Raw genomic sequence first — 15,554 nt, forward strand, 5'->3', positions numbered from 1 at the left:
TTAGAAAAACCTTTCTTCCAGCATAAGACAAAGGGCATGGTAAATCGGAAGGTGGAATTCCTGAATCCGATAAGTCTCCGGCTCCGGTACAATTACAGCCACATCTGCTGCTTTTCCCAGCTTTCCGCCGTTATTTCCCGTCAATGCAGCCACTTTCATTCCCTTTGCCTTTGCAACCGCAACGGCGTACATCACGTTTTTTGCATTGCCGGACGTGGAGATTCCCAACAGAACGTCTCCCTCTTTCCCATATCCGTATACCTGCTGTGCCGTAATCAGATTGCCGTCTACATCATTTAAATATGCCGTGCAAAGGGCAGGATGGCTGGATAGAGAAATAGCCGGAAGACCGCCCTGAAGTTTCTGAATCAATTCTTCCGCACGCTCGCCGTCCGCTTTTCTAAGCCTTTCTGCGAAGTCTTCCGTCACCGACCTGGTTTTTTTAAATCCCTTCATCAGCTCGCCTACGATATGTTCCGCGTCTGCACTGCTTCCGCCATTTCCGGCGATCAGCACCTTTCCTCCGCCGGCATAGCACTCTTCCATCAGTTTGTAGACGTTCCAAATATCTTCCTTTACCGGTTCCAGCACCGGGTAACGCTCAATCAGTTCATCCAGAAATTCTCTTGGCTGCATATTTTCCTCCGTATTCACTCTTTTTGCAAACGTTCAGGCACCAATTTTCCTGCCGTCTGAACAGTTGTCTATTGTTCCTGTTCCAGAATCCAATCAACTGCTTCTTTAAAATGCTTACCGTAATAGTCATAGTTCCTTTTCTCATCGCCGGACAGGACCTTATTGTAAAATTCTTCTCCATATCCGGTGCCTATCAGAATGCTGCGGATTCCATAGTTTCTTCCGGCCTCCGTATCGATCAGCTTGTCTCCGATCATATAGGAATGAGCCTTGTCTATATCGTAAAATGCTTCTGCCATCCGAAACATTCCTGTTTTCGGCTTTCTGCATTCACAATCCTGTTTATATGTTCCGATTCCATTCTGCGGGTGATGGGGGCAGTAGAAAAAACGGTCTACATGGCCCCCATGCCTTTTCAGTTCCTCATTCAGATATTCGTGAAGGTTCTTCACATCCTCTTCTTTGTAATATCCTCTGGCAACGCCTGCCTGATTTGTCACAATTACCACACGGAATCCATGCTCATTCAGCCTGCGGATTCCCTCCGGTACATCCGGAAATAACACCAGATCCTCCGGACGATGGAGGTAGTGGACTTCCCGGTTCACCGTGCCGTCCCTGTCCATAAACACAACCTTTTCCATTGCAGTTTCTCTTTCTTCATCTGTCTGTTTTCACCTTATTACCAGATAACAACGCTATTTTTTACATCATCCATAAAGCGGAAATAGTCATCCGGGATTCCAATATCAATAAAGTATCCGTCATTGACGAATCCTCCCAGTCTTTTCTTTTCTTCCATCCATTTCGGAATCATCTCGTTTTCCAGTGACACCTTTCCTTCGGGTATCTCATCGATCAGGGCCTTCTTAATCAGATAAATGCCGCCGTTTATCGTTCCCGGCTCCGCCTTCTGATTTTTTTCGTTAAAGCCTGTGAGCATGGAATTTTCAAGGACCGCCTGTCCATACCTCGAAACATCCAAAACCTCTCTTAGGACAAGAGTCATATCCAGATTGTTCTCATCCATTAACGACAAAAGCCTGTTGTAATCAATTTGATAGAACGTATCTGCATTCAGTACAAATACCCTGTCATCTGTCACAAATCCGGCGGCATTCCGTATTGCGCCTGCCGTACCGAGAAGCGCTTCCTCATATGCATAAGAAGCCCTGATACCAAAACATGATCCGTCGCCAAAATACTCTTCTACCATGGACCCCTTATATCCGACTGCAAAAATAATATCCCTGATACCATGGCGTGAAAGCTCATGGACCACGTATTCCATAAATGGTCTGCCCTCAATCAAGGCCATTGGTTTCGGCCTGTCGTTTACTACACTTTGAAGCCTTGTGCCCAGCCCTCCGGCCAGTAAGATTGCCTGCATAGAACGGACTCCTTTCAACCGCTTTTATCGTTCTGTATATTTCTCTTCCTGCTGCCTGTCCTTCCGCGTGAAGTCACCGGCAATTCTTTCCCATGCTCCGTCAACGCTGAAATACTTCCTGATATATTCCTGGGACGCTCTGCACATTCTGCGGCATCTGTCTGCCTCCTGATATAGTGCGGTTACAGCCTCCGCAAATTCATTGGGATCGTCCTTTACAATCATGACATCGTCAATCTCCTTCATCCCTTCTGCGCCTACCGATGTAGTGACAATGGGCGTTCCATTGTATATCGCTTCTACTACTTTCCCCTTGATTCCTGCCCCGTATCTCAAAGGAACCACCACGATCCGGCACGTTGCATAGAGGCGTTCCAGCTCTTCCTCTGTTACAAATCCCTTCACGACAATGCCGTTCTCAGGCTGTTCCAGCGCTCTGATCTCATCCGTCACCTTGGATCCCACAATATAAAACGGAATCTTTGCCATTTCTCTGATCAGCGGATAAATCTCCCTCGCAAACCAGAGCACTCCATCGGCATTCGGCGGATGGGCGAATCCTCCGACAAACAGGAGTCCTTCCCTTTTTTCAAAGTCCTCCTCAATATTTTCCAGATATTCCTCATAAACATATGCCGTAATGTCCTTCACACGGATTCTGGAATCAATATCGTGGACAGCTTCCTTTTCAATATAGGACGGATAATATGACATGTCCGCTTTCTTCATCAGGGAAAGCTCTACAGATCTCCAATAATCAGAAGCCTTTTTGTTTTCTTCGTTGCCTGTCAGAGCATATTCCCTTCCCTCTCTGAGAAAATGCAGGTCATGGCCGTAGTAAATAACCTTAATATCCGTATATTTCTTAATAAAATCAATATATTTGCTGGCTATGTGAGGCCGGTTGAGGTATGCAAATGATATCTCATTGCCGTTTTCCTTCAGCCAGTCCCATATCTTCGACTGGAATTCCGGTCCGTAGAGAATCTCTATTCCCATCTGTTCCAGCTCTGTAGAATATGGTTCCTCGTGAAGGAAGTTGTCACCCAGGAATTTAACGACAAAGCCTTTTTTCACAAACATCTTTAAGTATTGATATGTCGTTTTGGACCCTGCATCTTTATCAAAGGTAGGCACATAGTGATCCACGACAAGGATGATTTCCTTTCCCATACTACGCTCTCTCGCTCGCAGCGGGTTGGGATTGCCGTCATTTACGCACTGCTTGCTGAACTCATCTGCCCACTTTTCTTTCAGTTTCCGGCTGTTCTCTACCTGATACCGTTTCAGACCTGTTCCATTTACATCTGTCCCGTTGGACACGCCTTCAAAATGGATGACCTTTGACATTGGCTGATAGACAACGCGGTATCCTGCTCTTCTGACCGAAAAAGCCAGATCGGAATCCTCACAGTATGCAGGCGCAAACAGTTCGTCGAAACCGCCGATCTGCTTCCACAGATCATTTGGCAAAAGGATCGCTGCCCCCGAGATATAGTCTACATCTTTCACGTAATTATATTCCGGCTTGCCGGGATCGTCCAAGCGGCCGTAATTCCATCCGGAACCGTCGCTCCATATAATTCCTCCGGCTTCCTGCAGGCGGCCGTCAGGATATACGAGTTTTGATCCAACCATTCCAATCGCAGGATCGGATTCAATCAGCCGCACCAGAGAGGAAAGCCAGCCTTTCGTAACCTGAGTATCGTTGTTGAGGAACATAAGATACTTTCCTCTTGCGGCTTTTGCCGCCTGATTGCAGTTTCTTAGAAATCCCTGGTTGGTCTCATTTCTCATAATAACCAGATTGTCCGCATAGCTGGACAGTTCTTTCGTTGCATCCGTAGAGACATCATCTGCAATAATGACCTCATAGCTCACATCTTTCGTGAATTCTTCAATAGAGCGGAGACAGGCATATGTGTAATGAATCTGATTATAGACCGGAATAATAATCGATACCAGCGGGCTGTCTTCTTTTGGAAGGCGTACCTTGCCGTAAATTCTGTAATCATCCCCGATTTTGAAATCACCATCAATCCTGTTTCGTCCTTCTTCGGTTGTATAAAGCTTTATATATTCTGCCGGATGACACAGCGTATTTTTACAGTAGGACATGATTTTCCGTTTTCTCGTTCCTTTTGGAAAACAGCGGTTATAAATCACTCCCAGTTTTCTCCTGATCCTGTATGGAAGTGATATGTGGCTGTTTAGCACAGAAAGTGTTCCTGCCAGTTCTCCGTTTTCCCTGCGCAGGTCCCCGATTATAATTTCCAGGTTTGTTACATGATTCTGAGTCAGGCGTTGAATCTCTTTCAGCTTGGAAAGTTCCGTATCCCGGTTTTCCAGCTCATATTCCAGTTCTTTCATATGAGAAAGCTGTTCTCTAGCCTCTTTCATTTCTTCTTCTACGCCTATCAGCTCTTCCACCTGCCTGTAATTCTTTCTGTAATCCAGAAGATAGGTATCCTGATTCTCTCCATGTACAAAATGCTGAAAGCGCACTTCCATTTCTGCATAAATTCCGGCCTGCTTTTCCGATATCCCGAATTCCTGCAGGAATTCTTCTGCTCTGGAATAATTCATCAGGCTGTAATACTTTCTGAAAAAATAGAAAAGTATCCTGTATTTCACAAATTGAACAGGCACGGGGAAATCATATACCCATTCGTAGTCTATCGCATACCAGCCGTCGTCCGTAACCAGAATGTTTTCCAGAAGCGCATCGATATTCGTGCACGCCATCGCCTCATCTTCCAGTCGGACAAACTCACCGAAAACTTTACCGAATTCTCTGGTTATATGGAATGGTTTCCGCAATTCTGGCCTGACATCACAGATTTTATCCACAATCTCTGTGATCTTCTGCACAGGGGCTCTGCCCCCTCTGATCTGGTATCCCATAAGCTCCGCCAGGGTCTTCCCCTCCAGATATGGAAAACGGACGCTGAATCCGTCCTCAGAGATTTGCGGCCGCGCCACCTTCAGACAGTTGTGCTGCCGTATGAGCATATCGTATTTCCACTGAAATGCTTTTATATGTGTAATCCCACTCTCCGTCAACGCCGTTTTTTCCACATACGTGGTCCCATTCTCTTCCAGAATCACCGTTTTAATCTGAAATTCTTCTTTTCTTGTCCTGTTGTATTTTACAAATTTAACTTCTGCCATATTGCTTTATGCTCCTTAGTGAGCCCGCTTTTACGCGTCCTCTCCGTCTCTCTTCCAGACTGCCAGAAATGAATTCGCGAATTCTGCAAACTGGCCCTCTTCACAAATCATATCATAAGAAGTTCCTACATCGGCCTTTAGAAATTCAGGGTAGTCGTAGGAAATTACCGTTCCCGACAAATCTCCCTTTTCCGGAAGCCATCTGTCAGAATAGACCTCCGTAGGGAGCTTATAATCCGGAAATGGGTAATAAAAAGATAAACTCCCCTTCTCTCCCTCTTCCAAAAATTCCGCCAGCCTCTTTTTACCAACCGCATTTTCTTCTTTAGGCGCTCCCGCCCAATGCTTTAGACCAGATGGGTTATCTGCAGCGACAAACAAAAATCCTCCCGGAGAGAGAAGCTCCTTTGCCGTTTCCAGCTGCAGCCGAATTTCATGTTGTTCCGTTTTTAGAGAACCGATTATCATCACATAATCATAAGAGTCTATCATTTCCCTATTTAACAGATTCTTTCCCATTGTTTCGTTTATGCAGATAAAATCAAGGTTTTTAGAACGGTTACCGTCATTTTTATATCGTTTTTTCAGGAATGCAAGCTCCGCCTCTAAAGGATCTATCACGGTGACGTTCAGCCCTTTTGCAAGAAAGGCTCCTGTCAATGCGCCGCAGTCAGCTCCCACCTGCAGAACCTTTTTTCCTCTTTGAAATGGAAACCATTCCAACAGATTCTCTCTCGTCTTTGACAACGCATATAAATAATCCAGATTTTTCTCTGATGACAGGAGCGTCTCTGTATCTCCCTTATATCTTTCCCATAATTCATTCAATTTTGCTGCCGTATTCTTCATATTTTTACCTCAAGAATTACATCTTATATCTCTTCCTGGCCGGCCCGTATCAGCTTTGTTTCTACTTCTGATTCCATATCATAGACGCCCACCGTATTTTTATTGGAAATGACCGTAATATTCGCCACATCATAAAGACGGTGATAAACCACATGTTCCCCGTTTTCAAATCCGGTGCAGCTCATGGAAAGAAGATACTCACCGCCCTGAAGCGTCATTTTCTGCTTGAATATTACTTCATAGACATCCCCTCGTTTTACCGGTTTAATATCCGTTCCTTCAAACATCGTATTCGTTCCGGATAAGTCGCTTCCTTTTTTGTCCTTGATTGTATAAGTAAAGATGGGTGCCTGTATCTCTTCCCGGAATCTGATCCGCTCCCTGATGGTAAACATTTCACCTTTCAGAAGGAGGTTCGTCAGGCTGCCCCTTTCATCAGCAAGTCCAAAATCGAAAATTTCTGCCCGGCCGTCCCCATATTCCGTCCGATTGGCATTGACCGTAATTTTATCTCTCATAAGGCCCTTGTGTGACGTCTGCTCTTTTTCAAATTCTTTTTTATCCAGCAGGCTCCCTTCGGCCGAAACTGCTCCCTCGCCTGAAAAGTCGTTCATCTCTTCCAGATCCTCCTTCAGCGAGTCCATCTGTCCTGCAAGGATTTTCTTATACAGATCCACCATGCGGCCGGGTGCCCCTTCTGCTACAAATTCCCCCCGGTTCAGAAGAACAACCTTGTTGCAGTATTTTATAATGCTTCCCATATCATGGGTTACCATCAGGATCGTCGTCCCTTTTTTTCTTATTTCATCCATACGACGATAGCATTTGGACTGAAAAAACACATCTCCAACAGAAAGAGCCTCGTCTACGATCAGAATTTCAGGATCAACATTGATTGCCAGCGCAAAAGCCAGACGTACAAACATACCGCTGGAATATGTCTTTACCGGCTGATATACGAAATCGCCGATATCTGCAAAATCCAGAATATCCTGCAGCTTCCCGTCCATCTCTTTTCTGGAAAATCCCATCATGGTGCCGTTCATATATATATTTTCAATTCCCGTATAATCCATATTGAATCCGGCCCCAAGCTCCAGCAGCGCAGAAATCACTCCGTCTACATCCACCTTCCCTTCCGTGGGGGTCAGAACACCTGTTATTATTTTTAGAATGGTTGATTTCCCGGAGCCATTCGTACCGATGATTCCTACCGTCTCTCCCTTCTTTACATGAAAAGATATCCCATTCAGGGCATAGAAATCCTTGTGATAAATTTTGTGTGAAAGACTCAGGGATTCCTTCAGCGATCGATCGGCTTATCATAAAGTTTATAAATTTTAGTCACATCTTTGACTTGAATTGCATATTCGCTCGCCATGGAGTTCCTCCGTTTGTCTGAATACGTAAAACTACATATTATATATCGTATATCTTGTAAATACCTCGAAAAAATGCTCGGTATATCATGTTCATTCTTCTGCGTGCCGTGGTCCCGCCTCCGGCACTGATCGACTCCGCCATGCTCCTCGATTCCGCTTCGCTACATCTCGGTCACGTGCTTCGCACTATTGGAACAGACAGAAACTCATTGGCTTACATGCTAGCATGACGCCAATGGGTTTCTGTCTGTTCCAGCATGGCTCATTGCTTCGTGGATATTATACCATACCTGTTTGGTTTGTACAGCTTCTTCTTTTTACGAAAGAAGGTATTATTTATGAAATCTATGTTAAATCTTTCTTACTATTCTTGACATCAGCCCCCATTTATGGCATTATCAGGAAAACCAAACGAAAGGGGGTTTTTATTTTGGATTACCTGACACTTACTATTGGAAAGCAGAAAAACATTGCGTTAATTGCACATGACAGCAAGAAACGCGAACTTATTGATTGGTGTGAACAGCATAAAGAAATATTAAAATGTCATTTCTTATGCGGTACCGGCACCACTGCGCGCATGATTACAGATGCAACCGGCCTCCCTGTGAAAGGATACAACAGCGGTCCTCTGGGCGGCGACCAGCAGATCGGAGCAAAAATTGTAGAAGGAAGAATTGATTTTGTAATTTTCTTCTCTGATCCTCTGACTGCTCAGCCTCACGACCCGGATGTAAAAGCATTACTGCGTATCGCACAGGTTTACGATATCCCGATCGCCAATAACAAGGCGACTGCTGACTTTATGATTACTTCCAAATTTATGAACGAAGAATATGAACATAGTGTAATCAATTTTCACCAGAATATCGCAGACCGCGCAAAAACACTGTAGATTTTACCTGGCATACTCTGCAAAATCCATGCATAGATATCCTTAGATTGGTGATGCTATCATTACTGCATCACAGTGGTTCAGGATGAACGATCTTCCTGAACCGTTCGCTTGATCTATATAAAGGAGGTATTATATGCCAGTAAAATTTTTCCGCTGCGAACAGTGCGGCAACATCATTACATTTTTAACAAAATCAGGTGCTCCTGAATCATATTGCACCGAAACCATGAAAGAGCTCGTACCTGGAACTTCTGACGGAGCCGCAGAAAAACATGTTCCTGTCGTTAAGGTGGATAGCAGCCATGTAACCGTATCCGTAGGTTCCGTTGAGCATCCTGCACTTTCCGAACATCACATCGAATGGATCGTTCTCGAAACAGAGGAAGGTACGCAGACCAAATATTTAGAGCCCGGTAAAAAGCCGGAGGCTGAGTTCGCCCTCACAAAAGGCGATAAAGCTGTTGCAGTCTATGAGTACTGTAATCTCCACGGCCTTTGGAAAACTTCCCTGTAAGATCGGGGAATACCAGCGAGTGCTGCAAAAATAAAATCAGATATGCCTTCGATACCAGAGTCTGGTCCTGACAATCACCATGTCGCTCCATCTGATATTGAGGGCATTGATTTTTTCCTTCTGCAGTACTCTCTTTTTTATTCTGCCGTTATTTGTATGGCAGCCCTATGGAAAAAAGTGATAGATGAATCAAATTTCCGACCTGACAGCGTACAGGTTCGCACGAAGCAAGAGCGCCTCTGGTCCTTTCCTTTACACACTGCTTCCGTGCTCTTTCAGCCACTGCCTTCTCCTCTTATAATCCGGCAGAATTTTTCCTACCTCCGCCCAAAACTGCGGTGAATGATTCATCTGCTTCCGATGGGCCAGCTCATGAACCACCACATAGTCTAAAATTTCCGGAGGCATTAAAATTAATTTCCAATGAAAATTCAAATTTCCTGCTCCGCTGCAGCTCCCCCATCTGCTTTTTGCAGCCCGTATTGCAATTCTGCCATACCGGACACCCATAATATCGGCAAAATAAGCAGCTTGTTCCTCTATTCTCTTTCTGGCATGTTTCCTGTATTCTTTTTCCAGTTCAGGATTCTCTACATAATCAGGAACCGGCAGCCGTTCCTTTTTCTCCGCACGCCTCTTCATAAACAGATACTTTTCCACGATCCAGCATTTCTTCATTTCCACAAAATCTCTGATTTGGTTGTCCTTGGCGGCCCGGGGAACGCGGACCTTGACCTGCGCCTCAGAATTCACTTCCAGAGACATTGTTTTCCTCGCAGAATAAATGACTTCCGCACGGATTTTTCTGTCTCTCCATTCCACCCATAGTTCTTTCATTTCCATTGATCCCTCCAAGAGCAAACAGAGATACCACGTCCTACAGACCGTCATTTTAAACGGCTCAGTACATGGTATCTCTGATAAAATTCATTATAATACGTCTGAAAAATGAGGGCGCAGGCGTTTAAATACCTTCAGCCCGATGATAAATACGATTGCTGTAAATATCCAGTAATATGCCGTAAGCGTCGGTCTTTCCCAGAACCAGTTACCTTCCAGGATACTGTCCCTGTATCCCACTACGATGTAATAAAACGGATTCATCTTTAAAACCGGCAGCACCCACGGAGCTTTATCCGTAAAAAGGGATTCATGATACATGATCGGTACCAGCCACATTCCAAATTGAAGACAGATGCTGACAATCTGAGCCATATCCTTAAAAAATACATTAACGGCGCACGTAAAGTATCCGATCCCCAGACTCAGCACGGAAGCGGCTAATGTATAATAAATAATCTGAAGCCAAGTAATCATCGGCATACGGCCGTAACAGAGGGCCATAACGATCATGATTCCCACAAAGAAACCATGGACCATCAGACAGGAAATCAGCTTGATAATCGGCAGAATCTCCACCTGGAAAACCACCTTTTTCACCAGGTAATGATATTCCTGAAGGCAGTTTGTCACCGTATTCAAAACTTCACTGAAGAAAAACCACGGCACGATACCGGGGACAAGCCACAATACATACGGTACTCCCGGAATGGGAGGCACATTTTTAAATCCCACCTGAAATATAAAAAAGTAAATCAGAACCGTAACAATTGGCTGGACAAACATCCAGACGATTCCGAAATAAGAACCTACAAACCGCTTTCTGAAGTCAGCCTTTGACAGGTCCCAGATCAGCTTCCGTTTCTTAATCATTTCTTTTATCAGAGACAATACATATTTCATGTAACGTTTCCTTTCGTGAATTATTTCCCATTGAATTTAAAGGTATCTTTAAATCCGCCCCATTTTTGATCTTTATCGGAAATAATCAGCTCCGTTCCTTCTTCAATCGGCCATTCAATTCCGATATCAGGATCATTCCAGGCCATTCCGCCTTCATCTCCGGGATGATAGAAATCTGTACACTTATATGCAAATTCCGCTTCGTCTGAAAGCACCAGGAAACCATGGGCAAATCCTTCTGATATATAAAACTGCTTTTTATTCTCAGCAGAAAGCTCAACGCCAAACCATTTTCCATACGTTTTGGAGTCTGCTCTCAGATCGACTGCCACGTCAAAGACACTGCCGCGGACAGCGCGGACCAGCTTTCCCTGAGGGTACTGCTTCTGATAATGAAGACCTCTCAATACACCCTTCACCGACATAGACTGGTTATCCTGAACAAAAGCCATATCGAGACCGGCTTCTTTAAAATCATTCTGATTATATGTCTCCATAAAATAGCCTCTTTCGTCTTTGAACACGGTCGGCTCAATCACATATAATCCCTCAATCTCACATGGGGTCACTTTAATCTTTCCCATTATCTATTCCATCCTTTCAACTGCATTCCATAAATTTCCCATTTCTTTTACACACTATACCACTAGATTCTCATACTGACAATACTAAACAGCCTCAGGACCGCATAGGCATCCGCACACAGAATCATATAGAGGATCTCCCTGTCCCTGTTCGCCGTGCATATGATCCACCTGTTTTTCAGCGTCATCAATGCCACAGGCAAAAGCGGAAGAAAGTATCTTCCCTGCACGCCGGCAATGACAAGTGAGGTAACGGGCGTCCAGGCCAGCAGCATGGAAAACATCGTCGCTCCGGCACACCCGATAAACAGTACCCATATCCAGGTCTTCTGTCTTCCTGTAAAATACACAGTCTCTTCTTCCGGCCGCTGAAGCGACAGCAGAACAAGAGCCGCTGTCAGGCCCATAACAACGATATACGGAACATCCAGCACCGGATCAACCTGTCCCAGATACGCGCCGATCATAGTCAGATGGTAGTACTCTGCCTGCCAAATCAGAGAATTATAAAACATCTGAAGCATAAGCCCCGGCCTGTGGAGAAGGCCGTTCATCGTGTAGCCCGTTTCTTCCGCCCATCCAATATAATTTTCTGTTCCCGCTGTATATACGCTGATAGTCTGGCTGTTCACAAGAATCATCGCAACCAGCCATGTCCCCAGCACTGCCGCCGCAGAGATCGTCCACTTCTTCCATCCTCCAAATTTGCGGACCGGAATCAGAAGGCAGAGTCCCATAACAGGAGCATAGACCATTTTACACGGTCCGGCAATTCCGATCACGGCCGCCAGCAGTACAATGTCCCTGACCTTCACCTGTTTCCCACTGTATGCCAGATCCAGACAGACGGCGGAAAATAAGAACATCATGGCGTTAATCATCGTATCATAGGAAAAAGAGGCAGCCAGATGGAGCGTCATAGGCAGCAGAGCCACCGCACACATCACCGGTTTACCAAAAGGCAGGCGGCGCAAAGCCAGCCATACAACGCCCAGATACAGTCCCAGATTAAAAAGACGGCCCAGATACAGAAGTCCCATTCCTCCCATGTTCAAAAGTCTGCCGGTCGTAATACCAATTCCCGGCGCCAGATATGCCAGCGGTGTCGTCTGTACTGCCATCTGCCTGGATGAAATCAGTTCATCTTCCCCCGTTCCTTTTAGGCTCCTCTTGGCCACCTCACGGTATGTGTATTCCGTAAGCTGCTGTCCCAGTACAATCCGCTCTTTTTCTTCCTGGTCATTCCCTTCTTTCGGCTCTTCCCCCTCCTGCTCTTTTAATTCCAGCCCATCCATCTGCTGATTCACAATGAATTCATCCTGTTTTCTTATTAAAACCTGTCCGTATTCGTCCGTATCCGGCAGGCCCATCATCTGATTAGAAAGGCGGTAGGCCGATATATAGTGGCGGATTTCATCAGGCGCCGACAATGGCTGGAGCACAAACAGAAAAGAAAGCCCTAACGCCAGTCCCCCTGCCAGGAAAAATGTTTCCGTCCGAATCATTCTCTTTACGAGATAGAAATATCCGAAAAGCAGCACAGTAACTGCTGCGCAGACAGTCAGAACCTTATACCAGGACAGCAGAAAAAAATCCCGGCTCTCCAGAGCGCCGGCTTTCACGCTCTGGTAATGCCAGATTCCCAGTACAATAACGGCCGCCGCACCTGCGGCGTAAACGCCCCATTTGCTCTTGCTTTGCAATGCCTTATTCGTATTCTGTTTTCCCTTTGCATTCCTGATTCCGTCTTTCATGGTTTGACTCCACCGTCGTCCTTTTTCTGTTCTTTCGCTTTTTCCTGCTCCAGGGCCACCATCTGGACCAGCTCTTTCAGCTTCGTTTCCAGCTGTGAAATTCTCATAGTCATGGAAAATACCCGCACCAGAAGCAGAAAGATCATAAACAGAAAGATAAAATTCGATGTGGAATACGTCCCCACAAGCCTGGATATCATATCGGCGCTTCGTGGAAATACGCTGAAGATAATCAGTATAATTGAAAAGAAGACCCAGAACAGCGAATCTTCAATCTGTACCTTTGACTGTCGGATCTTATGTATCATCAACGCCGTTGTCAGCACAGACGCGCATATCAGCACAATGCGAAGCATAGTTGTCATCGTTCTACCTCCTTATCTGTCCCAGTAATGTTTGTTCATACTCAGCTGTCTCACAATCTTTTTCGGCAGTCTGCAGTATTGTTTTCCCAGCCGATATCCGATATATTTGCATCCGCTGTTCACGATAAGGCCGGGAATCTGAAAAAACTTCCGCTTTCCCGACAGGTATCTCACTGTCTGGCGAACAAGCCGGAATCCCTCTCCTTCTGACGGGACATCAGAAAACACTTCCGGGTGATCCGCCTGAGAAACTCCCAGATCAAAATTCCGATGAAGCTGCTGCAGGGCCGTATAGTTGTGAGAATGTACCACTCTGGCATCTGCCGCATAGCAGACGGCATAACCTGCTTTTAGTGCCTTTGCTGCAAAAATCATATCTTCATTAAAAATTGTCTTTTCCGTAAATCCGCCCAGCTTCTCAAACAGCTCCCGCCTGTATGCACAGCAGACGTTGGAAGCAAAATAGGTCTTAATACCCAGATCATCCAGATCTTTTATCGTCTTAATCCTGCCTTGTTCCGGATAGTTAAACTGCCTTGTATACTGCTCTGCCGTACTGCAGTCTTTTCCTGGAAGCTGCCTTCCATACACTTCAATCACCACTTCGCCCTCCGGACCTTGTTTGGAAAAACCTTCCAGAAGGGAGGTGATCAGCATTTGGTCTGCAGGCATCGCGTCATCTGTCATGCAGACGACGATATCCGCTTCTGAATATGATATTCCCATATTTCTGGCCGCACCGTGGTCAAACTGGCTTTTCGCTATATGGTGAACTTCCAGGTTGGAAAACCGCTCATACTGGTCTGGTTTCCAGTACTCTTCCTCTGTATTGACAACGATAATCCGATTGACCGGCGTTTCCTGTTTTTCCAGCCTGGACAGCAGCTTCAAAAATTTCTCTCCCGGATGGTAAGACGGAATAACGACATCTACAGTCATACTCTTAACCTCCTACTTTTGGTTCTCTTCTTTCTTTAAGCAGAACAGCTGTCCTGCCGTAAAACCTGCCGTCAACACGGCCATCAGTATCAGATAACAAACGGCGGCTCCAGAAATCCCGTACCGTTCCACCATAACCGGTGAGGCTATCCATCCGGCAACCGCAAGAACCAGATACACGGCAAATATCAATTTCTGCTTTCTCATAATAACCAGCAGATAGTATGAGAGATTCGCAAGAGCATAAAGGCCGCCCCCGATAATAATCAGTACAAACGGCACATGATATCTTGTCAGACTGCCTGTATAATCACTACCCAATATCATTTCCATAATTCCCAGTGCCCAAGGCCCGAGAAGTACGGATAGAGCCGCCGCAAGAATGGTCAGACCGCCGATGATCATTCCAATCTTATTTCCTATGGCTCGAAATTCGTCAAACTTCCTTTCATTCCAGCAATCCGTCAGCTTTGTGAGAAATGGACGGATAATGAAATTCGCCGCCAGATAGATTACCGATGTAGGCATAAAAATAATATTAAAATAGCCGTTTGCGGCGTCGCTCATCTTTAAATCAATCGCATATTTGGGAGAAGAAAAAATATAAAAATCCAAAAATACGGAAAGGAATAAAAGCCACGTCTGACCGAACAGTCTGACGGCCGCTCCCTTTTTCACTTCCCGGCAGATGTTTTTCAGAATCCCTGAATTAACAACGCCAATATTGAATACTGCCACTCCTGCCGCCTGCGCCGCAACCGCTGTACAGGATGCTGCCAAAAGACTATCGGATATTCCCAGGCAGATGAGGAAACAAAATACGGAGAGCAGCGTACGGAATGTATTGGATTTTCCAGTGAGATACAGGCTCCCCTGCCTTTGAAATTCCGACTCATATACGTCTGCAAAGCCATCAATCATCTTATAAAGTGCCAGAAGAAAGACGATCACCATCTTTCTTGGGCTGTATGTGCCTCCCGCCATCATAAACATGGGATATGCGGCCGCTATGGATACAGCGGCTATAGAAGTCGCAATCCTCAGCCGAAAATAATCGCCGAAGGAATACTCATTTCTTCCATCCGTAATCTGAAACGGCCGTATTCCGAAATAGGCTACAATAAAAACCTGCTGTCCAAAGGTAGAAAATCCGATGGCAAAAATACCACCGTCCTCATCTCCTGCCATCCTCATAACAATAAATGCCAATACCATAGAGGCAAAGGCATAGCAGAAACTCCCGATTATATTCCAGACCACATTTTCTCTGTCTAAGTTATTTCCTTTATAAAGCAGAAATCGTTTTACAAATCCAGTCATATTCTCTCC

The 15,554-nt window shown here is 45.4% G+C and carries 14 protein-coding genes and 1 pseudogene; 2 read left to right on the forward strand and 13 right to left on the reverse strand.

Annotated features, from left to right (window positions below; genetic code table 11):
- The 6 genes and pseudogenes from DXA13_RS09765 to DXA13_RS09785 form a co-directional block, all read right to left on the reverse strand.
- Positions 1-636 (reverse strand): SIS domain-containing protein, encoded by a 636-nt coding sequence (locus tag DXA13_RS09765; RefSeq protein WP_118243922.1) that lies wholly within the window; start codon positions 634-636, stop codon positions 1-3.
- A 68-nt stretch (positions 637-704) separates the two neighbouring features.
- Complete coding sequence (locus tag DXA13_RS09770) at positions 705-1,280, reverse strand: HAD family hydrolase (protein WP_118243924.1); 576 nt, start codon at positions 1,278-1,280, stop codon at positions 705-707.
- Between the two features lie 38 nt (positions 1,281-1,318).
- Positions 1,319-2,026, reverse strand: coding sequence for a nucleotidyltransferase family protein (locus tag DXA13_RS09775; RefSeq protein ID WP_118243926.1), 708 nt, complete (start codon positions 2,024-2,026; stop codon positions 1,319-1,321).
- 24 nt (positions 2,027-2,050) lie between these two features.
- Positions 2,051-5,197, reverse strand: a complete 3,147-nt coding sequence (locus DXA13_RS09780; protein ID WP_243009052.1) for a glycosyltransferase — start codon at positions 5,195-5,197, stop codon at positions 2,051-2,053.
- Positions 5,198-5,227: 30 nt separating this feature from the next.
- Positions 5,228-6,046 carry a class I SAM-dependent methyltransferase gene (locus tag DXA13_RS21690; RefSeq protein WP_243009053.1) on the reverse strand — a complete coding sequence of 273 codons (819 nt, stop codon included), beginning with the start codon at positions 6,044-6,046 and terminating at the stop codon, positions 5,228-5,230.
- A gap of 23 nt (positions 6,047-6,069) precedes the next feature.
- Positions 6,070-7,427: pseudogene (locus DXA13_RS09785) on the reverse strand (ABC transporter ATP-binding protein).
- Positions 7,428-7,858: 431 nt separating this feature from the next.
- Between DXA13_RS09785 and DXA13_RS09790 the strand changes: the two are divergent.
- Together DXA13_RS09790 and DXA13_RS09795 are read left to right on the forward strand one after the other, a co-directional pair.
- The gene (locus tag DXA13_RS09790; protein WP_118243990.1) at positions 7,859-8,323 is read left to right on the forward strand and encodes a methylglyoxal synthase; all 465 of its coding nucleotides are present in this window, start codon (positions 7,859-7,861) and stop codon (positions 8,321-8,323) included.
- A 136-nt stretch (positions 8,324-8,459) separates the two neighbouring features.
- The gene (locus DXA13_RS09795) at positions 8,460-8,840 is read left to right on the forward strand and encodes a desulfoferrodoxin family protein (RefSeq protein WP_118243928.1); all 381 of its coding nucleotides are present in this window, start codon (positions 8,460-8,462) and stop codon (positions 8,838-8,840) included.
- Between the two features lie 252 nt (positions 8,841-9,092).
- Here the strand turns inward: DXA13_RS09795 and DXA13_RS09800 are convergent, their stop codons facing one another.
- The 7 genes from DXA13_RS09800 to DXA13_RS09830 all read right to left on the reverse strand — a co-directional run bounded on the left by DXA13_RS09800 (position 9,093) and on the right by DXA13_RS09830 (position 15,545).
- Entirely contained in the window at positions 9,093-9,683 is a 591-nt protein-coding gene (locus DXA13_RS09800) for a SprT family zinc-dependent metalloprotease (protein ID WP_118243930.1), read from the reverse strand.
- A gap of 87 nt (positions 9,684-9,770) precedes the next feature.
- Complete coding sequence (locus DXA13_RS09805) at positions 9,771-10,583, reverse strand: ABC transporter permease (protein ID WP_118243932.1); 813 nt, start codon at positions 10,581-10,583, stop codon at positions 9,771-9,773.
- Between the two features lie 20 nt (positions 10,584-10,603).
- Positions 10,604-11,167 (reverse strand): dTDP-4-dehydrorhamnose 3,5-epimerase, encoded by a 564-nt coding sequence (gene rfbC, locus DXA13_RS09810; RefSeq protein WP_118243934.1) that lies wholly within the window; start codon positions 11,165-11,167, stop codon positions 10,604-10,606.
- A gap of 62 nt (positions 11,168-11,229) precedes the next feature.
- Positions 11,230-12,921: a DUF2142 domain-containing protein gene (locus DXA13_RS09815; protein ID WP_243009054.1), complete on the reverse strand. Its 1,692-nt coding sequence runs from the start codon at positions 12,919-12,921 to the stop codon at positions 11,230-11,232.
- Positions 12,918-13,286, reverse strand: a complete 369-nt coding sequence (locus DXA13_RS09820; RefSeq protein ID WP_118243936.1) for a DUF2304 domain-containing protein — start codon at positions 13,284-13,286, stop codon at positions 12,918-12,920. Before DXA13_RS09820 ends, DXA13_RS09815 begins: the two co-directional genes overlap by 4 nt.
- A 12-nt stretch (positions 13,287-13,298) precedes the next feature.
- On the reverse strand, positions 13,299-14,225 hold the full coding sequence (locus tag DXA13_RS09825) for a glycosyltransferase (protein ID WP_118243938.1): 927 nt from the start codon (positions 14,223-14,225) through the stop codon (positions 13,299-13,301).
- A 12-nt stretch (positions 14,226-14,237) separates the two neighbouring features.
- Positions 14,238-15,545, reverse strand: a complete 1,308-nt coding sequence (locus DXA13_RS09830; RefSeq protein WP_118243940.1) for a lipopolysaccharide biosynthesis protein — start codon at positions 15,543-15,545, stop codon at positions 14,238-14,240.
- Positions 15,546-15,554 lie beyond the last annotated feature (9 nt).

This window comes from Clostridium sp. AM58-1XD, from assembly GCF_003464085.1.
Taxonomy (GTDB): Bacteria; Bacillota; Clostridia; order Lachnospirales; family Lachnospiraceae; genus Lachnoclostridium_A.